The following is a 23,438-nucleotide window of genomic DNA, read 5'->3' on the forward strand; positions in this document are numbered from 1 at the left end:
GCTTTAGGTAACTGATCGGGTGATGCGTGAAGAGTATGACTCTTCACGGGCAGCGAGCGCTGCGTCGCGGCATTGGCCGTAAGCCGATGCATCCGGTTGAAGAGGCCGGCCCCTGGACAGGTGCCGCCGACCTACTTCAACCGCATTTGCTCGAAGCGGTCGCGTGACCGGCTTCGGTTAGTGTGCTTGGTTCGCTTACTCAGGCACCAGTTCACGATCCTGGACGGGCAGTCCAGTCACCGTGCGCTCGACGAAATAGCGCGGCCGTGATTTGGTTTCACCATAGATCTTGCCGAGATACGCCCCGATGACACCGAGGCACAGCAGCTGAATGCCGCCAAGCAGCGTCAGCGGGAATACCGTGGAGGCCCAGCCCGGCACGGCATTCTTGGTGAACAGTGCTGTCCAGATCACCCAGCCTCCCACCAGCAGCGAGCAGCCGAAGACGATGAATCCCAGCATCGTGATCATCTGCAGCGGCACCGTGGAGAATGACGTGATGGCCTCGCCCGCCAGCTTGAGCATCTTTTTCAGCGGGTACTTGGTCTCGCCGGCGAACCGTTCCTTCCTGACGTACTCGACGGTCGTTGCCTTGAAGCCGATCAGTGGAATGATGCCCCGAAGATAAAGGTTCACTTCGTTGTACTCGCGCAGTGCATCGATGATCTTGCGGCTCATCAGGCGGAAGTCCGCGTGGTTATGGATCAGGTCGACTCCGAACCAGGCCAGCAGCTTGTAGAACGCCACGGCGCTGTTGCGCTTGAAAAGCGAGTCGCTGGAGCGATCGTTCCTGACACCGTAGACGATCTCGCTGCCCTGGGCGTGGTGATCGATCATGGTCTCGATCACGTTGATGTCGTCCTGCAGATCGGCGTCGATGGTGATGACGACATCGGCGTTCGATGCCATCAATCCGGCCAGCACGGCGTTCTGGTGCCCGCGGTTGCGCGACAGCTTGATGCCGGTGACATGCGACCTGCGGCTGGCTTCCTTCTCGATCAGGAGCCAGGTTTTATCCCGGCTGCCGTCGTCGACGAATACGACCTGGCTGGAAGCGTTGATTTTGCCCTTGCCGATGAGTTTCTCGAGCAATTCCACGAACTGGCGGCACGACTCCGCCAGTACAGCCTCTTCGTTATAGCAGGGAACGACGAGGTGCAGCGTCGGCAAGGAATCCCGCTTCCGGACAAATTTTTCGCTAACATTCAAGTCTTGCATATCTACCTTTGAACTATTTAAGATCGGCGAGTCGCTCGTGCGCTGGCGAGCCTTGGGATCTCTCGGATAATGTGATGCGGGCAGCAATTCGTTGCGGTGTGCACTATCCCAGGAATGACGCTATCGCCGTGTGCGTTACTGGACCGGAGCAAATTGTGGAAACTGGACGCTTGCCGCGCGTTGCGATCTCGGTCCCTTCCGCTCGCCACGACTTTCAAAGCCTCCATCGGGGAGCACATGTTGACAGACGTATTTCCACAAAACCAGATTCGGGCTGTTCAACGATCGGTGTTTATCGTAACTAAAGCACAATCTTCCTTGCGGTCGCAACTTTACCATGTTTTTCCATCTTTGCAAGTTTTCCATCTGTGAAAGCACACCGCTTTACGGTGCTTTCATGGCAGCCGGCGGGCAGGCCGCGAGAGGGGAAAATGCCCGATCCACGCGCCGGACAGGCCTTCGCGCGCGAACGGCTGCCGCGCTGCTGCCGTGACCTCGCAGTGCCTCATCCCTGGGCACCGAGCTGGCCGTGATAGCGGGCTGCCAGTTGTTGCGCGAGCACGCGATAGCTGCGCGTGTTCTCGATGAACGCCGGCCCCTTGGCTGCGCGTGCCCGGGCGTATTCCGGATCGTCGAGGACTTCGCATAACGCTTCGGCCAGCGCTTCGACAGTGGTGCGCGTGAGCCAGCCCGCGTCGCTGTTGCGCAGCACCCAGGCCTGGTCCGGAATGTCGTTGCCCACGTTGGGCATCCCCAGCGCCAGGTATTCGAGGATCTTGGTTGGCGAACTGACGTCGTACACCAGTCCACGCGGGATATAGGAAACCGCGACATCGGCGCCGCGCAGCAGCTGCCATGCGTCGCCGGAAGGCAGCCAGCCCGTGATCTTGACCGCATCCTGCAGGCCCAGTTTCGTGGCGTGGGCGACCAGCGATGCGGCATCGGCCGGTTCCCCGCCGCCGATCAGCAGCAATGTGGCGGTGGGGTGGCGCCGCCGTACCAGCTGCAAGGCATCGATCAATTCATCGAGCCGGCGCAGACGGTCCAGCGTACCCAGGTAGGCGATCTGCGGCGCGTTGCCCCGGACCGGTGGCGCCGTATCGGGTGCTGCCAGCAATTCCGTATCCACGCCCATCGGCACCGCCGTGATCTTGCTTGCCGGGACACCTTTGCCCTGGACCATCTCGGCCATCGTGTCGCTCTGCACAAAGACGTGGCGCGCAGCGGGCAGTACCAGGCGGTACAGCAGCCAGTGTTCGATCATGCCCTTGGCCAGGACAATGCGTGCGCGCAGGCCGGCTTGCTCGCGTGCGCGAACGATGCGTGCTTCGCACATGGGGAACGACATCCAGTAGACGAAGGGCAGGCCGCGCAACTTGGCCGCCAGCATCGTCAGCAGGCCGACGGTGACCATGTCGCGCACCTGCAGTGCGGCGTATTCTCCGCGGCGCGCACCGAGTACCTTGCGCACGCACGTGCCGACGAAGCGCAATTCGCTGCGCAGCCTGCCGCCGGCGCCGGAAACGCGGTGCATCGATGCATAACCCTGCGGCGCCGGTGCGGGCTTGCCGTCCGACCGCCCGATCAGGTCGCAGGTGATGCCATGGCGGGGCAGGTATTTGCCGAACAGGGTCGCCACGTCGGCGCGGTGGGTCGGGAGCAACTCAGGAGCAAGGACGAGAAGTTTGAGCGAGGAGGGCTTCGACACGGCACAATTGTTGGAGGAAATAATTGCGATTATAGCAAATGATTGCTGGCTTGCCGGGTAGCGGCTGGAGTGTGGAACCCCTGGCAAACGACCGCCTGCGATGAAATCATCGTGACTTCGCAGCCATGCTGATGGGGCGACCTATGGGACGACTGATGGGACAACAGATGGGGCGACTGATGGGGGGAGGACAGGCTGGGAGGGAGGCAGGGCGACACGGAGAGGATGGCTTCACATGCGCATCCACGCCATGCAGGCTGGTCCCCCCGACTGGAATCGAACCAGTATCCCACGCTTAGGAGGCATGTGCACTATCCATTGTGCTACGGGGAGGACGCGAAGCGAACGCAATTATAGCCGAGGCGAAGGAAATGTTTCGTGATGAATGCGCTCTCTCGGTACAATGCCGGGTTCCCGCATTGAAGAAGCAATCCCATGACTGTCCTTTCCCTTACTTCCGCGCAGCTGGCGTTCGGCCACCATGCGCTCCTCGATCATGCCGAGTTCTCGCTGCAAGCCGGCGAACGCGTCGGCCTCATCGGCCGCAACGGTACGGGCAAGTCGTCGCTGCTGAAGATCATCTCGGGCCGGCAAAAGCTCGATGACGGCTCGCTCGTCATGCAGCAGGGCCTGCGCATCGCCTATGTCGAGCAGGAGCCGGTATTCGATCCGGAAATGTCGGTGTTCGATGCGGTGGCGTCCGGTCTCGGCGACCTGCCGGCGCTGGTCAAGGAATACGATGCGTTGACGGGGCAGTTCGGCCAGGGCAACGACGATGCGCTGATGGAGCGCATGCATGAAATCCAGACGCGCCTGGATGCGGCCGGGGCATGGAGCATCAATAACAAGGTCGAACAGACGCTGGAGCGGCTGAGCCTCAAGCCGGATGCATTGATGAAGACGCTCTCGGGCGGCATGCAGAAGCGCGTGGCGCTGGCGCGCGCCCTGGTCGCCGAACCCGATGTGCTGCTGCTGGACGAGCCGACCAACCATCTCGACTTCACGTCGATCCAGTGGCTCGAGGGCTTGCTGCGCGATTTCCGCGGTAGCGTGCTGTTCATTACCCACGACCGTTCCTTCCTCGACAACGTGTCGACCCGCACGGTCGAGCTCGACCGCGGCAGGCTGATGTCGTATCCGGGCAATTTCAGCGCCTATCAAGTACGCAAGGCGGAACAACTGGCGATCGAGGAAATCGAGAACGCCAAGTTCGACAAGTTCCTCGCCCAGGAAGAAGTGTGGATCCGCAAGGGCGTGCAGGCCCGCCGGACACGCGACGAAGGCCGCGTGCGCAGGCTGGAGCGGCTGCGCGAGCAGCGCGTGGCACGGCGCGAACAGCAGGGGCAGGTCAGGCTGGAAGTGACGTCCGGCGAGCGCTCCGGAAAGATCGTCGCGGAACTGGAGAACGTGCAGAAAGGCTTCGGCGAGAAGGTCATCGTGCGCGACTTCAGCGCCACCATCCTGCGTGGCGACAAGGTCGGCCTGATCGGCGCGAACGGTGCCGGCAAGACCACGCTGCTCAAGCTGATCCTCGGCGAAACGGCGCCCGACAGCGGCACCGTGAAGCAGGGTACCAAGCTGCAGGTGGCGTACTTCGACCAGATGCGGGCGCAGCTGAACGAGGAAGCCAGCCTGGCGGACACGATCTCGCCAGGCAGCGACTGGGTCGAGGTCAACGGCCAGAAAAAGCACGTGATGAGCTACCTGGGCGACTTCCTGTTTGCGCCGGAACGGGCCCGTTCCCCGGTGCGGACCTTGTCCGGCGGCGAGCGCAACCGCCTGTTGCTGGCACGCCTGTTCGCCAAGCCTGCCAACGTGCTGGTGCTGGACGAACCCACCAACGACCTCGATATCGATACGCTGGAACTTCTCGAGGAATTGCTCGAGGATTACAGCGGTACCGTGTTCCTGGTCAGCCACGACCGCACCTTCCTCGATAACGTGGTGACCCAGGTCATCGTGGCGGAAGGCAATGGCCTGTGGCGCGAATACATCGGTGGCTACAGCGACTGGGAGCGCGTGCGCGCCACCGCGCCGGCGGCAACGGTGAAGCCGGCGGCGGAGCCAAAGCAGGCCCCGGCGGCACCCGCGGAACCGGCCGCCGCGGCAGCCAAGCCTCGCAAGCTCAGCTTCAAGGAACAGCGCGCGCTCGACGAATTGCCGCCGTTGATCGAGCGTCTCGAGCAAGAGCAGGTGGCGCTGTCGGCAACCTTGTCGGACCCCGAGTTCTACAAGAAAACGCCGGCCGAGGCGAAGCAGGTGCATGACCGTATCGCGCAAATCGAAACCGAGCTGATGACTGCACTCGAGCGCTGGGAAGAGATCGAATCGCGTAACGGGCGGTAACGGCGGGAGGTGTTGGTCAGCGAATTTCTCTTGCGCATGTTTTGCGCTACATTTGGCGTTAGTGTTGTAAAATCTGCAAACTCTGCAGCCCTCTCGCCGAGAAAGACGATCACGCAAATGACCATGCACCAACGCAAAACTGACGGCCCGGGCATCCCGGCCGTACCGCCGGACAACGGCCCCGACGGGTGGTTTGGCCGGCCATCGACCGCACGCATTCTTCCGTTCGCTATTTATATGGCGTTCGTGGCCGTGGCTGACGTGCTGCAGCGTTTTGGCTGGAGCGCCGACGACTTGCGCTGGCTGTATGCGGTGAAGATCGTTGCCGTGCTGGCCGCCCTGTTCGCCTATCGCCGGAGCTACACCGAACTGGCCTGGCGCCCGATGGGGGCCGTCGCGCTGTGCTCGTCGATCGTGGTCGGCATCGTCGTGCTGGTATTGTGGGTCAACCTGGACGCGGCGTGGATGCTGGCTGGCGAGTCGGCGGGATTCAATCCGACCGATGCCGCGGGCCGCATCGACTGGGTGCTGGTGGCGGTGCGCATCGCGGGCGCCGCGCTGGTGGTCCCGGTGATGGAAGAGCTGTTCTGGCGCTCGTTCCTGCAACGCTGGGTGCATGACCGCCAATTCCTGCAAGTACCGCCGGGCCAGGTGGGCTTCACCGCGCTGATCGTTACCTCGCTCCTGTTTGGTGTCGAACACAACCAGTGGTTCGCCGGCGTTGTCGCGGGCCTGGCCTACGGCGTGCTGTATATGCGGACTGGCACCCTGTGGGCGCCGATCCTGGCGCATGCCGTCACGAACGGGCTGCTTGGCGCCTGGGTGGTTGGTACCGGGGCCTGGACTTACTGGTAATATTGCAATATCGTCAAAAGAGATCATCACAATGTCGAGCATTCCACCATCGCGCCTGCGATTGCTGTCCGCAGCCGTCGCTCTGCTTGCCTGCGCGTGCGCGCGCGCCGAGATCAGCGACACGATCCACCCCTATGTCGCTATCGGCTACACCTACGATGACAACCTGTTGCGCCTGCCGGACAATATCACCGGTATCACGCAGCGCTCGGATACCATCACGCAAGCCCAGGCTGGCCTGATCGTCGATCGGCCGATCGGCCGCCAGCGGCTGACCGGCAGCGCGAAAGTGTCCCGCGTAACGTTCGATCATTACGACGAGCTTGACTACAACGGCAAGGATTTCCGGGGCGACCTCGCTTGGCAGCTGGGCAATCGCTTCTCGGGCAACCTGGGTGGCAACTACCAGCAAACGCTGACACCTTTCACCGACTTCCATACCAGTGATCGCAACCTGCGCGTGCAGCGCCAGGCCTACTTCAACGGTGCGTGGCGGTTCCATCCCAGCTGGCAGCTGCGCGGCGGCCAGACCCGCACGCGGTTCGAATACGAACTGCTGGCCCAGAGCGTCAACAACCGCGAGGAGACGCTGAGCGAGTTCGGCTTCGATTACCTGGCGCCGAGCGGCAGCAGGATCGGCCTGGTGGCGCGACGGTTCGAAGGGGAATACGTCAATCCCTTGCTCTCCAGCGGCATCCGCCGGGATGGCTATACGCAGGACGAATTGAAGGCCAACGTGAACTGGCAGTTCAGCGCGGTAACGCAGGTGCAGGTGCTGGCCGGGTACGTACGGCGCAACTATGAAGTGTTCTCGAATCGCGATTCGAGCGGGCCGAACGGCCGCGTGACCGTGCGCTGGGCGCCATTGAACAAGGTGAAGTTCACGGTCGACGGCTGGCGTAACTTCGCCGCTGTCGAAAGTGCCATCGTCAGCAACAGCCTGAATACGGGTGGCAGCGTGGCCGCTACCTGGTCGATCTCGTCGAAGCTGCAGGCGAATGCGTCGCTGCGCCGGGAGCGCCGGGAATTCGAAGAGTTGCGGACCGAGGTTAACGACCGCGACCTTACCGACCGCACTCGCGGCGCCACCCTTGGCCTGACCTATGCTCCAACGCTGAGTTCGCAGCTCTCGTTGAGCGGCTTCCGCGACAACCGCGATGGCAATTCGGTATTGCGAACCAGTTCCTACCGTGCCAAGGGCCTTTCTTTCAACGCCAGCGTGCAGTTCTGATGGGCAGCAGTTTCAATGACGATCAATGACATTCCCCTAATTTCGTTCTTCCAGCGCATTCTCGATCCAGTGATCATCATGGGCACCCTGTATGGTGTCTCGATGGCGTTTGGCGAGCCCTTCACGGGCTATTCGCTGATCCTGATGATCCTGGCGTTCTTCATTTCGTCGGCCGTTTACCAGCATATCGACCCATACCGCACGTGGCGCAGCGGCCGCATGCTGGCCTATTCGCGCGATATCTTCGGGGGCTGGCTTGTCACGGCGCTGATCCTGGTATTGCTCGGCGCCGTCAGCGGCCTGTCGTATCACTACGACGAGCGTGTCGTGCTGGCCTGGTTCTGTGCCACGCCGTTCATCTTGCTGGCCAGCCACCTGGCGGCGCGCAAGGTGGGCTCCGACCCATCCCAGGCCAGCGAACTGCGCTCGGTGCTGGTGGTCGGCGCCAACGATGTCGGCATCAAGTTCGCCCGCACGATCGAGCGTTATCCGAACCTGTTCATGCAGGTGCGCGGGTTTTTCGATGATCGCGGCGGTGACCGCCAGCCCGAGGACCTGGACTATCCGATCCTGGGCAAGATGTGCGACGTGGCTGCTTTCGTGCGCGAAAACAATATCAAGATGATCTTCATCAGCCAGCCGATCTCCGCGCAGCCGCGCATCCGCAAGCTGCTCGACGACCTGCAGGATACGACCGCGTCGGTGTACTTCCTGCCCGATATCTATGTCTTCGACCTGATGCAGGCACGCTTCGATAACGTTGGCGGCATGCCCGTGATCGCGATCTGCGAAACGCCCTTCACCGGCTTCAACAGCCTGGTCAAGCGCGCCAGCGATATCGTGCTGGCACTGGCCATCCAGCTGATGTTGCTGCCAGTGATGCTGGCGATCGCTGTCGCCGTCAAGCTCAGCTCGCCTGGTCCGGTCATCTTCCGCCAGCGCCGTTACGGCCTGTACGGCGAACAGATCTATGTTTACAAGTTCCGTTCGATGACGGTCACGGAAGATGGCACCAATGTGGTACAGGCCAAGAAGAACGACCAGCGCATTACCCGTGTCGGCGCGTTCCTGCGCAAGACCTCGCTCGATGAGTTGCCGCAATTCCTGAACGTGCTGCAAGGCCGGATGAGCATTGTCGGACCGCGGCCGCACGCGGTGGCGCATAACGAGCAGTACCGGAAGCTGATCAAGGGCTACATGTTGCGTCACAAGGCCAAGCCCGGCATTACCGGCTGGGCGCAAGTGAATGGCTTCCGTGGTGAAACGGAGACACTGGACAAAATGGAGGCGCGCATACGGTACGATCTCGACTATTTGCGCAACTGGTCCCTTTGGCTGGACTTGTGGATCATCGTTCGCACGGTGGCCGTGGTGCTGAAACGCGAGAACGCGCATTGATCCAAGGATATTGAATCTTAAGTAAATTTTCAGCCGCACTGCGCGCGGGCCACGTTACAATAGCTTCTGTTGCAACTTTGTCTAGTATCTGATGAAGTTGCTTTCGCAACAATTAGCTGTATAATTTAATAATTAGTCTTGCCGCAGAGTCATGGCCGGCATCAAGCCGCGGCGCTCATCCATGGAACCGGAGGAATTACCTTGAAAAACAACAAAATTGCAGCCCCCTCGCTTCGCCCGACACGCGTCATGCTGTGCACGGGCCTCATCGCGATGGCTGCCGCGCTGACTGCATGTGGGGACAAGGCCGAGAAAAAACCAGGCCAGGCACTTGCCAGCGTGAACGGGGAAGAAATTACGGTGATGCAGCTGAACGAGGAGCTGGGGCGCGTCAACGTGCCGGCGGCGCAGCAGGAAGCGGCCCGCAAGCAGTTGCTGGAATCGCTGATCGATCGCCAGCTGCTGCAGGGCGAGGCTGCAAAAGAAAAGCTGGACCGCGATCCGAAAGTGGTGCAGGCTGTCGAGCGGGCGAAGTCGCTGATCATTGCCCAGGCCTACCTGCAGAAGCGCATCGGCACGCCAACCCGGCCAACCAAGGAAGAGGTGGCAGCTTACTACAGCCAGAATCCGCAGTTTTTCGCGAACCGCAAGCAGTTCGACATGCGCCAGCTGGTGCTGGCGACGCGCGATGTGAGCGATCCCCTGAAGGAAGTGATCAACTCCGCCAAGTCGATCGACGATGTGGCCGCATGGCTCGACGGACAGAAGGTTCGCTATGCCCGCGCCCAGCTGAGCCGCAGCAGTGCCGAGATGCCGCAGCAATTGAGCTCGCGCCTGCAAACGATGCCGAAAGGGCAGCTGTTCGTCGTGCGTGAAGGCGAACGCAGCATGCTGATTTCGATCGCCGACATGCGCGACGCGCCGGTAACGCTGGAGCAGGCCACGCCACAGATCGAACAGTTCCTCACGAACAAGAAGAACAAGGAAGCTGCCGATGCTGAGCTGAAACGCCTGCGGACGGCGGCCAAGATCGAATACCTGAACAAACCCGCGGATCAGCCTGCCGCTGCCGCAGCGCCTGGCACTGCGGCGCCCGCGGCAGCGCCTGCTGCCGCAACGCCTGCCGCGGCGCCGGCCGATGCGGCAGGTGCCCCACAGGGTCTGAGCAACGAGTCGCACGAGCGCGGCGTGGCCGGAATGCGTTGAGCCCTGGCGCTCGGCTATGTTTAACCGCTGTAGGAATTAAGGAAGAGCTACTTATGAAATCACTGCACAAATGGATGATGGGAGCGTTGCTGAGCTTGGCAATGGGCTGGGCGGGCGCTGCGGACTTCACGCTGGGACCGGGCGATATCGTGAAGATATCGGTGTATGGCAATCCGGATCTCGGCATCGAAACACGGGTCAGTGAATCCGGTTCCATCACGTTCCCCCTGGTGGGGCAGGTGGATGTCAACGGCCTGAATACTCCAGCGGCCGAGCGCAAGATCGCCGGCCTGCTCGAGAGCGGCGGCTTCCTGAAAAAGCCGCAGGTGAACCTGGTCGTCTCGCAGATCCAGAGCCGGCAAGTGTCGGTCCTGGGCCAGGTGAATCGTCCGGGCCGTTTCCCGCTCGAAGGCAAGCGCAGCGTGATGGACCTGCTGGCGCTGGCGGGTGGTTTCAACCCCGATGGCGGCGACACCATCAGCCTGATCCGCAAACGCGATGGCAAGGTCAGCAAGACCGTCATCGACGTGGTGGAGATGGTGCGTACGGGTGAACTGGCCAAGGACCTCGATCTGGAGCCGAACGACATCCTGTACGCCGAGCGTTCGCCGCGGTTCTATATCTACGGCGAGGTGCAGCGTCCAGGCGCCTTCCGCCTCGAGCGCCAGATGACGGTGATCCAGGCATTGGCAGTGGGTGGGGGCCTGTCCCCACGCGGTACCGAGCGTGGCATCCGTGTCAAGCGCCGGGGTGCCGATGGCAAGGAACAGATCGTGCAGGTCAAGCATGACGATTTGCTCCAGGTAGATGACGTTGTATACGTCAAGGAAAGTTGGTTCTGATCGAATGCCGTGTCCGCCGCTGTAGCGGCGGACTGGACCCCGGAGTGAGAGCACTATTATGAATTTCGCGCAATTTTTATTGATCCTTAACGCACGCAAGAAAATTGCGCTGCTGACCCTGGCCGTAACGGTGCTCGCGACCGTCGTCGTCAGCCTGATGTTGCCCAAGAACTATAAGGCAACCAGCACCATCGTCATGAACTACAAGGGCATCGATCCGCTGACGGGCCTTGCCATGCCCGGCGCACTGATGCCAGGCTACATGGCGACGCAGATGGACATCATCGGCAGCAAGAACGTGGCACAGCGCGTGGTGGAGCGCTTGCGCCTGGCCGAGAGCCCGGCGGTACAGCAACAGTTCCAGGAAGCCACCGAAGGCCGTGGCACCGTGCGCGACTGGCTGGCCAATCTGCTGCTGCGCAAGCTCGAGGTCGAGCCATCGCGCGAAAGCAGCGTCGTGGGCATCAGCTTCCAGGGGTCCGACCCGCAGTTCGCGGCGGCCGTGGCGAACGCGTTCGCCGAGGAATACCAGAACATCAGCATCCAGCTGAAGTCGGAACCCATGAAAAAGGCGTCCGGCTACTTCGTGGAGCAGTCCAAGCTGTTGCGCGATAACCTGGAAGTGGCCCAGAGCCGCCTGTCGAAGTACCAGCAGGAGCATGGCATCGTCAGCGTCGACAATCGCCTGGATGTGGAATCGGGGCGCCTGAATGATCTGTCGAGCCAGCTTGTGGCTGCGCAGACGATGGCGATGGAAGCGCGTTCGCGCCAGTCGGTGGCCCAGGGCCGCGGTGGCGAATCGCCGGACGTGAACAACAATCCGCTGATCCAGAGCTCGCGCGCCAACCTGGCGGCGGCCGAGTCGAAGCTGGCCGACCTGGGTCAACGGCTCAGCACCAATCACCCGCAGTACCTGAGTACCCGTGCCGAAGTCGAGAAGCTGCGCGCTTCGCTGAACGAGAACGTGCGCCTGACGCAGAGCACCGTTGGCAACAATGCCTCCGTGCTGTCGCAGCGCGAGGCGGAAATCCGCGCTGCGCTCGACGCGCAGAAGACGAAGGTGCTGGAACTGAACCGGACCCGCGATGAAATGAATGTGCTGGCGAAGGATGTCGAGAATGCGCAGCGCGCCTTCGACATGGCTGCCCAGCGCCTGTCGCAAACCCGGATCGAAGGCCAGTCCGACCAGACCGACGTGTCGATCCTGAATCCGGCCGTGGCACCGCTCGAGCCGTCCGGCCCGAAGGTCACGCTGAACGTGATCCTGTCCGTGTTCCTGGGCACGCTGCTGGGCGTTGGCCTGTGCATGCTGGCTGAAATGTTCGACCGCCGGGTGCGTTCGGAAACCGATCTGTCCGACATGGCCGAACTGCCCGTGCTCGGCGCGATCAACTGGAACCCGCCGAAGCGCAAGCGTTTCAGCTTTGGCAAACCGACGGGCCCGCGCCAGCTGCGCCTGAATTGACAATCCACAAAAAATGGATAACGCCATGAATCATCCACTCCCGATCAATTCTGCTCCCGCCAAACCCAACACCGGCGACTCGAGCATGGGTGCGTTGCTGCTCGAATCGGGCAAGATCACGCCGGAAAGCGCCGAGCGCGTGCTGCGCATGCAGAAGGAACTGGGCATCCGCTTCGGCGAAGCGGCGCAACGCCTGGGCCTGATCACGGAAGCCGATATCCAGCAAGTGCTGGCGCGCCAGTTCGACTATCCGTACCTGACCCCGGGTGAAAGCAAGCTGTCGCAGCATCTGGTGGCGGCGTTCCAGCCATTCAGCGCCCAGGTCGAGATGCTGCGCGCGGTGCGCAGCCAGCTGATGCTGCGCTGGTTCGCCCGCGGCCACAAGTCGCTGACCGTGATGGGCGTCGAGCCGGGGGACGGCGCCAGCCTGTTCGCCGCCAACCTGGCGGTCGTGTTTTCCCAGCTGGGCGAGAACACGCTGCTGGTCGATGCCAACCTGCGCCACCCGTCCCAGCACGAGCACTTCGACATCAAGGGCCGGCAAGGCCTGTCCGACATCCTCGCCGGCCGTGGCGACTATGGCCTGGCCACGCGGATCGAATCGCTGCTGTCGCTGACGGTGCTGCCGGCCGGCACGCTGCCGCCGAATCCGCTCGAGCTGCTCAGCCGCAGTGGCTTCTCCGCACTGAACCTGCAACTGGAAGCGGCGCACGACATCGTGCTGTATGACGCCCCGGCGTTCGCCACTGCGTCCGATGCGCTGCCACTGGCGGCGCGCACGGGCGGTGTGCTGCTGGTCGTGCGCAAGAACCGCACCTCGCTCGACAACGTAGCGCTCGTTACCGAGCAGATGACCCAGGCCGGTGCCAAGGTCGTCGGTTCCGTCCTGGTCGAATTCTGATGAATACCGTAGCCACTCCCTCCATGCGTAACGCCGCCGCGCCGCGCGCAGCACTGTCCGATATGTGGCCAGTGCTGCTCGGGCTGGGGGTACTCTTCGTACCTTCGCTGTATTCGTTGATGACCGGTTTGTGGGCTACTGAAGAACAGGCGCACGGTCCGATCATCCTGGGACTCTCGCTCTGGCTGCTCTATCGCCAGTGGCCCGACATGGAACGCGCCAGCGCCGGCGAAGCCGGTTCGAAGATGGGCTGGCCCTTGTTCGTGCTCGGCCTGCTGCTGTATATCTTTGGCCGCTCGCAAGCCGTGTTCGCGTTCGAGATCGGCTCGATCATCGTCCTGCTGGCGTCGATCATCCTGCTCAAGTTCGGCGTGCGCGCGTTGCGCTACCAATGGTTCCCATTCTTCTTCATGCTGTTCATGATCCCGCTGCCGGGAGGCATCGTCAGCCTGCTGACCATGCCGATGAAGATGGCCGTATCGTGGGCAACCGAGCATATCCTGTATGCGCTGGGCTATCCGATCGCCCGTGCCGGCGTCATCCTGCAGATCGGCCAGTACCAGCTGCTGGTGGCCGATGCGTGCGCGGGTCTGCAAACGCTGTTGACACTCGAAGCGCTCGGGCTCTTCTACCTGAATGTCGTGCGCCACTCGTCCGCATTCCGCAATGTCGTGCTGGCCATCCTGATCATCCCGATCTCCTTCACCGCCAATGTGACCCGCGTGATCACGCTGTCGCTGGTGACGTATTACCTGGGCGACGCCGCAGGGCAGGGGTTCCTGCACGGGTTTGCAGGCATGGTTCTGTTCGTGACGGCGCTCGTGCTCATCCTGGGTGTCGACTCCTTACTTCATTTGTTCGTACGCCGCCGCGAGCGGACGGTTGCGGGAGAAAAAGCATGAAGAAGCCTTTGATGATGAGCCTGGTCATGTGCGCCATGATGGTGTCCTCCGCCGCCGTGACGAAAGTGATTACGCCTACCGCCAAGCTGGCGGACCGCCAGGCGCGCTTCGACCTGACGCGCATGGTGCCGGCGCAGTTCGGTGACTGGCACGTGGATGACAGCATCGTGCCGCTGCAGGTCGATCCCGAGACCCAGTCCAAGCTGGACAAGATCTACAACCAGACCCTGTCGCGTACTTATATCAATAGCCAGGGCGAACGCATCATGCTGTCGATCGCCTATGGCGGCGACCAGAGCGATACCCTGGGCGTGCACCGGCCGGAAACTTGCTACACGGCGCAAGGCTTCAATGTCAAAGAGCAAGTCGACGGCATGCTGCCGACGGCTTACGGCGATATCGCGGTGCGCCGCCTGTTTGCCAGCGCGGGCTCGCGCTACGAACCGGTCACTTACTGGATCACGATCGGCGACAAGGTGACCCGGCCGGGTCTCGAACAAAAGATGCAGCAGTTGAAGTATGGCCTGAGCGGATCGGTTCCCGACGGGATGCTGGTGCGCGTGTCCAATATCGCCACCGATACCTCTGCTGCCTATGCTGTGCAGCAGAAATTTGTCGGTGACATGCTTTCCGCGCTCGACACGGCCGGTCGCAAGCGAATGATCGGCGGTTGAGAGGTATTTTCGGAATGCAAATGAAACTGGCGACATATCTCGGCAGGCTGCGGCGCAAGCCGAAGGCGCAAGCGCAGCAGCGCCTCATCGCGCACAAGGGCGTGCCGGTAGCGCTAATCGCCGTGTTCCTCATCATTGCCGTCCTGATCGGCATGGTCGGCGGCCTTGGATCGCTGCCGCTGCTCATGATCATCGGCGGCGGCACGATTGCCACGCTGCTGTTCTTCCTGGTGGACGCCTACGGGCTCTTGCTGAGCTTGTTCCTGATGACCTTCGTGATCCAGGGGAGCCTGCTGTACTTCTTCCGGCTGCGCTCGGCGACCTGGGTCGCCGTCGGCATGGCCATGCTGTTCTTCCTCAGTATCTTGATGAGGCGCACCTTGAGCAACAAACAGGGGATGCCGCGGCCAAGTTCATCCGGCCAGGGCGTTGCGCTGGCCACCGTGATGTTCCTGCTGTGCTTTGTCGTCTCCATCGTGCTGAACAGGCCGGCCGCGCTGCAGATCGTGTCCGGTATCAAGAGCCACCTGCCGATGTTCAGCGTGCTGCTGGCTTTCTACTGGTTTTCCTGGGGCGAGCAAAAAGTCGAGCGTATCTGGAACATGCTGCTGATCGTCGCGGTGCTGCAACTGCCCGTCGTCCTGTACCAGCACTTGTTCATCGCAACGGCTCGCACCTACGATGCGATCGTCGGTACCTTCGGCGGCTCCCAGCTGGGCGGCGGGAACAGCTCGATCATGGTGCTGTTCGCGATCACGATGATGACGTATGCGATTGCACGGTGGAACGTGGGATTGATGACCGCGAAGCGGATGGTCCTGATCGCCTTCGTCAGCGTTGCCGTCATTCTGCTGGGGGAAGTGAAGGCAACCTTCCTCTGGGTGCCGTTCGCACTGTTCTGGGTATTGCGTAAACGTATTATGCGCAACATCTTTGCAATGGTCGGATATATTGTCATCATTGGTGCCTTCATGGCGGCCACGTACTCCGTCTATGCGATGCTGTACTGGGGCAAGGCCGCAGAGAAGGGCACCACGATTTCGGAGAAATTCGAGGCGCGCGGCGGCTATTTCTTTGACCCCGACAATATCGACTATCGGACCGGGGAGGTTGGCCGCGGTGCCTCGCTGGCGATCTGGGCGCAGGATCCCCAGGCTTCGGTGGCGCGTCGCCTGCTGGGCTACGGCCCGGCGGCCAGCAAGAACGGCGCATTCGGCCCTGGCACGATCGCGAAGCGGTATGCGCCGCTCAACGTCGATGCGACGACCGTCTCGGTATTGTTGTGGGAGGTGGGCATCATCGGTGCCGCGGCTTTCGGGTTCATGATCGTGGGAGGTGCATGGTTGAGTCACCGCGCCACCAAGGCCACCAACCTGACGCCGCAGCAATCGGCCATTCTTGAAACCTGTACGCCGATGCTGATCATTCTGACGTCAACATTGCTCTATAACCGATCTGTCGTCGAAGAACCTACTGCTCAGTTGTTACTAATGTTCACATTGGCTTCGGTAGTACAGATTGCACGATTCGGTAGTCTGGAATGGAAACGCCGACCGTTGTTAAAAACCAGTCGTTCACGCTCTGTAAATATGGTAAGTGTTTGATTGGTAAGGAATAATATTAAATTTCCAATCTCATGGACTTATTATCAGCATCATTGAAAATAAGTCCATGACTTCTAATTGTTTAGGCTGGTCTTTGTCTGAAATACGTCACGAATCCTTGGGAAATTGCTGTCTGGAATGCGCGTTGCCGTACGGAATGATGTACACTGGATTCTCTCGCTGCTTTGCCTGCTTTAATTCCCACGCCATCTCTGCCCTCGTCCATCGAAGATGAACAGGAGGCGGCACGAAAGCAGGCTCGCCTCATCTGTCTGGAGATCCCAATGTCTTTTCGTTCCCTCGGTACCCTTCGTTTCGTAGCTTTCGCGCTTGCCGCCGCGTTCGCGATGCCCAGCCATGCCGACTGGGTTCAATCTACTGCAGTGGATGCTGTGCAGCCCGCACCGACGGCTTACGCATTGCAGCCCCAGAATCCGCCCAGCTTCACCTGGTCGCGCCATCCCAAGGCAACCGACAGCACGGTATACACCATCGAGATCCGCAGGGGCTCGGAGGCACCGGCGCGTTATACGACGACGCGCAACTGGTTCCTGCCCACGACCAAGCTGGAACATGGCACCTATGCCTGGCGCGTCGTGGCCAGCAACGCACCGACCGAGTGGTCGACCGAGCGCGGCTTTGTGATCAATCCGACGTCTTCCGTGTTCGAAGTACCCGATAGCGCTACGATGCGTGCGCGCGCCTCGCGCAGCCGTCCGCGCATGCAGGCGGCGGGTTTCCTGCCCTACAGCCAGTGGGATGCCGCGCGTATCGCCGAGCGCGGTGTTGCCTACAAGAACCTGGGTAACGACGTCATCCGCCGTATCCCTAATCCGGCGCCGAAGGATTCGCTCTGGACGCTGACCGCCGCGGGCGGCAATACCGCGGCCTTCGTTGCGCAGCAGGCGTCGATCCACGAGCTGATCAACAAGACCTCCGAGCAGCTCGAGGCAGCGACCTTGATGTACCGGTTGTCCGGCACCCAGACTTATCTCGACGAGGCACTCAAGCGCGGCGATGAATTGGCGGCGCTCAGCCCGTCCGGCCCCACCAGCTTCGTCAACCAGGACCAGGGCACGCGTGCCATCGCCCTGGCGTTGTCGAAAGCCACCGACTTGCTTGACGGTAAGATTGACGGTGCCCGCCGGGCACGCTGGATCGAAGTGGTGCGCCTGCGTGGTATCGACATGTACAACGACCTGTCGGGCAATAACGGCCGCCTGGACCAGTTCCCGTTCGATTCGCACGGCGCCAACAACCTGGGGTTCCTGGCCCTGGTCGCGTCGCTGATGCTGAACGAGTTCCCCGAGGCTGCCGTGTGGTTCGATTTCTCGACCCGTGCCTACATCCATTCGGTCTATGCATGGAGCGGTCCGGAAGGCGGCTACTCGCAGGGTACCTATTACGGCGGCGCAGCGATCGATGGCGCGGTCAGGATCTGGGATCCGTTGACCCAGCTGACGGGTGTCAACCTGTTCGAGAAGCCATGGGCCAAGGGCTTTACCAAGTTCTTCGTGCACTTCGTGCCGCCAGGCCAGCAAACCCACCTCTTTGGCGATGGCCATGAGGCGAAGCCGTACGCGCCGATGTTGAAGGCGCTTGCATCGCGGGTCGCATCGTCGGAGGCGCGCTGGTATTACAACAACCTGACGGCGGCCGAGGCGCAGCTGACGTTGCTGAACGCGCCGTATCCGCTGCCGGTCATGCGTTACACCGGCCCGGTGAATGCGCCGCCGAACGGCGCGGTCTATCCGAGCATCGGCTTTGCCGCGATGCACAGCGACCTGTGGAATCCGGTGCGGACGTCGCTGTACTTCAAGTCCAGCCCGTACGGTGCCTATACGCACTCGCACGCCGACCAGAACGGCATTGTCCTGATGCGCAACAACAAGGTGCTGTTGGCGGAAACCGGCTGGTATGACTACTACGGCTCGCCGCTGTGGAACAACTGGTACCGCACGACCAAGGCGCATAACGCCATCACGTTCGATGGCGGCGTGGGCCAGCCGACCAGCGGCAATACCCTGAACCTGCGGCGCAAGGGCAAGATCACGGCATTCTCGAATACCGCGACGCTGGATTACGTGGAAGGCGACGCAACCGCAGCGTACGACGGCTTGCTGACGGGAGCGACGCGCAAGGTCTGGTACATGCGTGGCAAGGACCAGGTGGTGGTGCTCGACAAGCTGTCGTCCCTGACCGCACGCTCGTTCGAGTGGAACTTCCACGCACCGGTGGCAATCACGAAGAACGCGGATGGCACGTCGACCATCGTCAACGGTACCGAGAGCCTGTGCATCCGTCCGCTGACGTCGGGTACCACGTTCGAGACCCGTGTTGGTGCGACGCCGAAAGCCGGTACCTACGAGGCGCATGCAGCGTACACCCGTCCGTCGGCCACCAGCGCGGAATTCCTGATGCTGCTCGATATCGGTTGCAAGAAGCCGGCGGTATCGCTGACGACGACCAGCACCGGCCGCACCCTGAGCGTCGGCGGCCAGACGATCGTGCTGCCGCGCTAAGCGCAGTCCCCGCGTCTCCCGAGAGCGATTGCTTTTGACGAAGCAATCGCTTTTGTTATAATTAGCTCAATAAAATTTACTGATGAGCTGGTATCAATGACGCGTTCTACCGCACCCGGGTCGCATCAGGCGCGTGGCAGTGTGCCTGCGACGTCCCTGTCGCGCACCGATGCATCCTTCCTCCCGCCCCCTTCTTGCCCCTCCGCCGGCGCCGCAGCATGAGCGATCACCCGTATTCGGGTGCCAACACCAGGCGCAACATCTTTGCATTCCTGGTCGGTAAAGTTCCGACGGCAATCCTGACCGCAACCATTCTTGCAATGCTGGCGCGTAACCTCAGCGCCACCGAATTCGGCCGTTATGTGGTGTGCATGGCGATGCTGGATGTCACGCTTGGTTTTTCCACGATCGGCCTCGATTGGGTCATCCTGCGCTACGCGCCGGTGTACCGGCTGCATTCCACGCGCGCCCGGCTGCTCGGCCTGATCCTGCGGGTGGCGCTGGTACGCGTGTTCGTGCTTGCGGCGGTTGGCGCGCTCATCTTTGCCTTGGCCACGTTCTTCCCGGCGGCGGCAGGCAAGCTGCCGGTGGACCTGGTCTGGTATTTCTGCGTGCTGATGGTGGCGGAGGGGGCCACGCGCATGCTGCGCGACAATGCGCTCGAAGCGCTGTCGCTGCAATCCCGGCTGCAGATCATCATGATCGGCAAGTCGCTGATCCTGATCGCCACGCTCGGCTACATGGGCACGCAGGGCGGCGGGACCGCGCAGTGGATGCTGATCGCTGAAACCGCCGCCTCCTGCATTTGCCTGGTCCTGGCACTGGCCTTCATGCTGACCGGCCTGAAATCGATGGAGCAACCCGATCCCGCCTGGGTGCCGCCCACCTTCAGCCAGATGCGCCAGGTAGCGCTGTTCAATTACAGCAGCGGCATCGTCGAGTATTTATTCTCGACCTCCTTCCTGATGCTCGTGCTCGGCCGTTTCCTGGCGCCGGCGACCGTGGCAGGGGCCGGGTTCGTGGTGCGCCTGATCGAGATGATCCGCAATTACCTGCCGGGCATGCTCGTATTTTCGCTGGTCCGCTCCCGAATGATCGGCAACTACGTGCGCGACCGGAATTTCGACGACTTGCGTACATGGGCGCGCTTCCTGTTCAAGATCAGCCTGCTGACCTTGCTGCCCGTGTGCGGCATCGCCGCCGTCTATGGCCGGGAGATCCTGGAAGTGGCCAGTGCGCACCGCTACGGCGGCTACGGCGTGCTGTTCGCGGCCCTCACGTTCTGGCTGGCCTTGCGCCTGCACCGGCTGATCCTGGGCGTCGTCTTCAACGCCGCCGACATGATGCGCCTGTGGGCCAAGGCTTCCGCGCTTTCCCTGCTGGTCCTGCCACCCCTGTTGCTGATCGGTCCCGCGCGGCTGGACATCTGGTTCCTCCCCGCGGTGCTGATCAGTGGCGAAGTGGTGGCAAACGTGCTGGCCCTGCGGATCATGCGCGGTACCGGACGCGAGTGGGAAACCGGCTGGGACTGGATCATCCGCTCATTCCTGGCGCTTGGGGCAGGCGTTGCCGCGGCCGCATTCCTGCCCCGCCAGGGCCTGGCCTGGCTGGTGGCGGGCATGGCCGTGCTGACGGTGGTCTATTGCATCGGTGCGCTGCTCTTGCGTGTCATCGACCGGACCGACCAGCAACTCATCAATCGCAGCAGCGGACGGACCCTGTTCAAGGGCGTGTGACGGCCGTCCAGGCCGGTCATCGGTGAACGTGTCGAACCTGCCTGGAGCACCGGGCACCCGAGGCCCGCCAGCCAATCGTGCCGGCGGCCTCGGGCCATGCGCCGGCGGCGGGCCGGGCCCGGCGTGCCATTGCGCGCCGGGGAATGCAGGTGCGGGAAGGGGAGTGCGCCCCCAGGCTCGCGCCTCAGGGGCCTGGCAACACCGTCAGGCGGCTGGACGGCGGATGATGAAGCGGTGCTTGCTGTTGGCCTGGGTGACAAACGGCTCGTTGCAGACGAAGCGCAGTTCATCGAATGCCAGCGAGGCAAGGATGCGCTGCCGGTAGGCTTCGCACTGCGCTTCCAGCTGTGCAGCGTGCAGGCTCGCGCCGTGCAGGTTCACGGTCAGCGTGCGGTCGTCGAACACGACCTGGAAGCGTTCGATGCGGGCATCCTCGCGGAACAGGTGCGTGAAGAATTCCGAATGCACCGCATTGCCACGCGGATCCACCACGACGTCGTTCTGGCGGCCCAGGACTTCGGCGATGAGCGGCAGGCCGCGGCCGCACGAGCATGGCTGCTCCGCCATGCGTACCAGATCTCCGGTATCGTGGCGCGGCATGTACATGGCCCTGTTGACCAGGTCGGTGGCGACCAGGCGATTGTCCTCGAGAACTTCGGTATGGCAGCGCATCGACAGCAGGTGGAAGCCTTGCTGGTTCTCGCATTCGAATGCCGATACCCCGGCATCGTTGCAGCCATACTGGCTGTAGCAGGGCACGCCGAACGCGCGCTCGATGTCATTGCGCATGGCCGGCGTCAGCATCTCGGCGGTGCAGACGATGCCGCGCAGGCGGTGCTGGAGCCGGGTCTTCGTGGCGTTCAGGTGGCAGGCGAGGCGGTGCACGGCGGAAGCGTAGCCATAGATCAGGCGGTAGCCGCCGCTCTGGATGGACTCGGCGTACTGCGTCATGGCGGCGGTGGACATGTCGAATGCCGAGAAAATGCGCACATTCAGCAGCGCGTAGTAGGCCTGCTGTTTCATGCCGGTGCCGGACAGTGACGAGCCGCTGATGAAGGCGACCGGATCGCCCAGGCGATAACCCGCCACTTCCCAGGAGAGCAGGAGGCCGGCCCACAGGTATGACTGGGTATCCGATGACGTATAGTAAACTAGCGGCTCGCCTGTCGAGCCGCCGGTCTTCTTGCGTACGACCTTTCCCTTGTAGTGCGGGTTGCGCAGTTCTTCCCGGTGGGCATTGATGAACTTCTTGTTCGTGACCGGGAGTTCGTCGAACGAGCGCACCGCGGAAAACATCGGCAGGGTGCGCAATTCCTCCAGATAACGTGTGCGGGCCAGTCCGGCCTGGGCTTCCAGCTTTTCGGGGCTTTCATATTGCTGGCGCCGGAGCGTGTCGAGAAGTTCGAGTGTATTGGTGCCGCGCACCAGGTCGATCAGCCGGAACCGCAGCGTTGCAAGCAGCGATGGAGCAGGTGCGGGGGATATCGCGTTGGGGGCGTTCATGGCGGGAGAGACGTTAGCGAAGTGACAAAATAGTTTCAATCATACCTGAAATGCCTTTCAGCATGGGAAGCTGTACGGTTCCTTCCCCGTACGCCATTTAATGCGTTGTATAGCTGGAAAGTATTGTATAATAGTCACTATATGCATCGTGAGGAGCAAGCCGGCAGGGGGAAGAGCGAACTTGAGCGGCTGGGTTCCAGGCGCCGCGATGTGATCTGGTCGGTATGACGATTTTTGTGAAAGAGGTTATGAAGGCGCCAAAGTTCCTGATGATGGGTACCAGTGCGACCGGCAAGGGCGGTATCGCCACCGTGGTAGCAGTGTTGCAGCGAGAAGGCTTTTTCGAGCGGAATGGCGGCCGGTATGTGGTGACACATCTGCAAGGCTCGCCGGTGCAGAAAATCGGCGCGGCGATGAACGCCGTGTTCCAGTTGCTCGGTGTTCGCCTGCGTGGTGCCCGCCCCTGCGTGCACGTGCACTCGGCGTCGCGGGCCAGCTTTTTCCGCAAATCGGCCTTGCTGTGGGTGGCCCGGGTGCTTGGATGCAAGACCGTTTTCCACTTGCACGGCGCGGAATTCCGCCAGTTCGCCACCGTGGAGTCGGGCCCGCTCGTCAGCCGCTGGATCCGCCACACGCTGCGCCGCAGTTCCGCCGTGGTCACCCTGTCGGAAAGCTGGGCGCGCTTCCTGCGCGAATTCGCGCCGGGTGCCAACGTGGTCGTGATTCCGAACTCGGTGCAGTTGCCTGCCGTGACGGTCCGTCCCGATGTGGCGCCGAACATCCTGTTCCTGGGGCGTGCCGAACAGCGCAAGGGCATCTTCGACCTGCTGCGGGCGGTCCGCGACCTGGCGGCCGTCATCCCGGAGGTCAAGCTTGTGATCGGCGGCGACGGCGATCTGGATGCGGTAGTTCGCGCAGCCGAGGAGCTCGGCATCCGGCAGCATGTTGACATCGCCGGCTGGATGGGCGGCGAGGAAAAGGCGCGCCGGCTGGAGGAGGCGATGGTGTTTTGCCTGCCGTCCCACGATGAAGGCTTGCCGATGGCGATGCTGGAGGCCATGGCGGCCGGCCTGCCGGTCGTCGTTACGCCGGTCGGCGGCATTCCGGAAGCGATCGTCCATGGCGACAACGGCATGCTCGTGCCGCCGGGGCAGCCCGCCGAGCTGGCGGCCGTATTGGGCGAAGTGCTCCGCAACAAGGAGCTGCGCAACCGGCTCGGCGCACGCGCGCGCCAGACTATCGAGACCAGGTTCGGTACGGCCGTGGTGCTCGATCAGCTGAGTCATCTCTATGATGAGCTGGCGCGGAAATGAAACCAGAATTTATC

At 62.1% G+C, this 23,438-nt stretch carries 17 protein-coding genes and 1 tRNA gene; 14 read left to right on the plus strand and 4 right to left on the minus strand.

The window, feature by feature from the left end:
- Positions 1–195: 195 nt before the first annotated feature.
- The 3 genes from OU994_RS09345 to OU994_RS09355 form a co-directional block, all read right to left on the minus strand.
- The gene (locus OU994_RS09345) at positions 196–1,218 is read right to left on the minus strand and encodes a glycosyltransferase family 2 protein (protein ID WP_281610534.1); all 1,023 of its coding nucleotides are present in this window, start codon (positions 1,216–1,218) and stop codon (positions 196–198) included.
- Positions 1,219–1,723: 505 nt separating this feature from the next.
- Positions 1,724–2,926, minus strand: a complete 1,203-nt coding sequence (locus OU994_RS09350) for a glycosyltransferase (RefSeq protein ID WP_281610535.1) — start codon at positions 2,924–2,926, stop codon at positions 1,724–1,726.
- A 258-nt stretch (positions 2,927–3,184) separates the two neighbouring features.
- Positions 3,185–3,259, minus strand: a tRNA-Arg gene (locus OU994_RS09355).
- A 102-nt stretch (positions 3,260–3,361) separates the two neighbouring features.
- On the opposite strand from OU994_RS09355, the gene OU994_RS09360 reads away from it, so the two are divergent.
- From OU994_RS09360 to OU994_RS09420, 13 genes are all read left to right on the plus strand, one after another.
- Positions 3,362–5,272, plus strand: coding sequence for an ATP-binding cassette domain-containing protein (locus OU994_RS09360; RefSeq protein ID WP_281610536.1), 1,911 nt, complete (start codon positions 3,362–3,364; stop codon positions 5,270–5,272).
- Positions 5,273–5,395: 123 nt separating this feature from the next.
- Positions 5,396–6,127 carry a CAAX prenyl protease-related protein gene (locus tag OU994_RS09365; RefSeq protein WP_131147129.1) on the plus strand — a complete coding sequence of 244 codons (732 nt, stop codon included), beginning with the start codon at positions 5,396–5,398 and terminating at the stop codon, positions 6,125–6,127.
- 31 nt (positions 6,128–6,158) lie between these two features.
- Positions 6,159–7,358: an XrtB/PEP-CTERM-associated polysaccharide biosynthesis outer membrane protein EpsL gene (gene epsL / locus OU994_RS09370; protein ID WP_281610537.1), complete on the plus strand. Its 1,200-nt coding sequence runs from the start codon at positions 6,159–6,161 to the stop codon at positions 7,356–7,358.
- Between the two features lie 15 nt (positions 7,359–7,373).
- Positions 7,374–8,756, plus strand: coding sequence for an undecaprenyl-phosphate glucose phosphotransferase (locus OU994_RS09375; protein WP_131147127.1), 1,383 nt, complete (start codon positions 7,374–7,376; stop codon positions 8,754–8,756).
- Positions 8,757–8,894: 138 nt separating this feature from the next.
- Positions 8,895–9,962, plus strand: coding sequence for an EpsD family peptidyl-prolyl cis-trans isomerase (locus OU994_RS09380; protein ID WP_307731853.1), 1,068 nt, complete (start codon positions 8,895–8,897; stop codon positions 9,960–9,962).
- 53 nt (positions 9,963–10,015) lie between these two features.
- Complete coding sequence (gene epsE, locus OU994_RS09385) at positions 10,016–10,804, plus strand: polysaccharide export protein EpsE (RefSeq protein ID WP_131147126.1); 789 nt, start codon at positions 10,016–10,018, stop codon at positions 10,802–10,804.
- A 58-nt stretch (positions 10,805–10,862) separates the two neighbouring features.
- Positions 10,863–12,269 carry a chain length determinant protein EpsF gene (epsF, locus tag OU994_RS09390; protein ID WP_131147125.1) on the plus strand — a complete coding sequence of 469 codons (1,407 nt, stop codon included), beginning with the start codon at positions 10,863–10,865 and terminating at the stop codon, positions 12,267–12,269.
- Positions 12,270–12,294: 25 nt separating this feature from the next.
- Positions 12,295–13,170, plus strand: coding sequence for a chain length determinant protein tyrosine kinase EpsG (epsG, locus tag OU994_RS09395; protein ID WP_229420485.1), 876 nt, complete (start codon positions 12,295–12,297; stop codon positions 13,168–13,170).
- Entirely contained in the window at positions 13,170–14,072 is a 903-nt protein-coding gene (gene xrtB / locus OU994_RS09400; protein ID WP_281610538.1) for an exosortase B, read from the plus strand. The genes epsG and xrtB overlap by 1 nt, the downstream gene beginning before the upstream one ends.
- Positions 14,069–14,746, plus strand: coding sequence for an exosortase-associated protein EpsI, B-type (gene epsI / locus OU994_RS09405; RefSeq protein WP_281610539.1), 678 nt, complete (start codon positions 14,069–14,071; stop codon positions 14,744–14,746). The genes xrtB and epsI overlap by 4 nt, the downstream gene beginning before the upstream one ends.
- Positions 14,747–14,766: 20 nt before the next feature.
- Entirely contained in the window at positions 14,767–16,350 is a 1,584-nt protein-coding gene (locus OU994_RS09410) for a hypothetical protein (RefSeq protein WP_281610540.1), read from the plus strand.
- A gap of 284 nt (positions 16,351–16,634) precedes the next feature.
- Positions 16,635–18,872: a heparinase II/III family protein gene (locus OU994_RS09415; protein ID WP_281610541.1), complete on the plus strand. Its 2,238-nt coding sequence runs from the start codon at positions 16,635–16,637 to the stop codon at positions 18,870–18,872.
- 218 nt (positions 18,873–19,090) lie between these two features.
- Positions 19,091–20,608, plus strand: a complete 1,518-nt coding sequence (locus OU994_RS09420; RefSeq protein WP_131147121.1) for a hypothetical protein — start codon at positions 19,091–19,093, stop codon at positions 20,606–20,608.
- Between the two features lie 204 nt (positions 20,609–20,812).
- On the opposite strand, the gene OU994_RS09425 is transcribed toward OU994_RS09420, so the two are convergent.
- Positions 20,813–22,111 (minus strand): phenylacetate--CoA ligase family protein, encoded by a 1,299-nt coding sequence (locus OU994_RS09425; protein ID WP_281610542.1) that lies wholly within the window; start codon positions 22,109–22,111, stop codon positions 20,813–20,815.
- Positions 22,112–22,359: 248 nt separating this feature from the next.
- Between OU994_RS09425 and OU994_RS09430 the strand changes: the two genes are divergently transcribed.
- Entirely contained in the window at positions 22,360–23,424 is a 1,065-nt protein-coding gene (locus tag OU994_RS09430) for a glycosyltransferase family 4 protein (RefSeq protein ID WP_281610543.1), read from the plus strand.
- The last annotated feature ends 14 nt before the right edge of the window (positions 23,425–23,438 follow it).

The organism is Pseudoduganella sp. SL102 (assembly GCF_027856995.1).
Classification (GTDB): Bacteria; Pseudomonadota; Gammaproteobacteria; order Burkholderiales; family Burkholderiaceae_D; genus Rugamonas; species Rugamonas albidiflava.